Source organism: Streptococcus suis (genome assembly GCF_002960445.1).
GTDB classification, from domain to species: domain Bacteria; phylum Bacillota; class Bacilli; order Lactobacillales; family Streptococcaceae; genus Streptococcus; species Streptococcus hyiners.
In genome coordinates this window covers 1-325 of sequence record NZ_POJD01000055.1, presented here as the reverse complement: position 1 = coordinate 325, position 325 = coordinate 1, and the positions used below count along the sequence as shown (strand labels likewise).

Here is a 325-nt window from a genome sequence, read left to right as displayed (position 1 = left end):
AAAAAGCCCTTGATAGGCTAACGTATTTACGGTAGAAGGTCTAATCTCCTGCTTCTGTGTTTTCGTCTTTTGCTTTTTGTCATTAGAAGAGGTCTTTGGTTTCATTGAGTGTTTTAATTTTTTCACGTTGGTCTCCTTTTCTTCCAGTAAATGTGCGGTCTGGCACCGTTAGTTCATAATGAAAACGGTACTTGAGGTATATTTCAAATGGTAAATCGTTGGGGCGATAGACCCCAAATAACATGAGTGGAATGGTAAAGCTAAAAACAAAACCATAGACAAACCAATCCCCAAATTGCCAGTAAAATAGGTTCAATCCTAATAC

General features: G+C 37.8%; 1 pseudogene. It reads right to left on the bottom strand.

Annotated features, from left to right (window positions below):
• Positions 1–82: 82 nt before the first annotated feature.
• Positions 83–325, bottom strand: a pseudogene (locus C1G53_RS00280) (PrgI family protein); the annotation flags it as partial.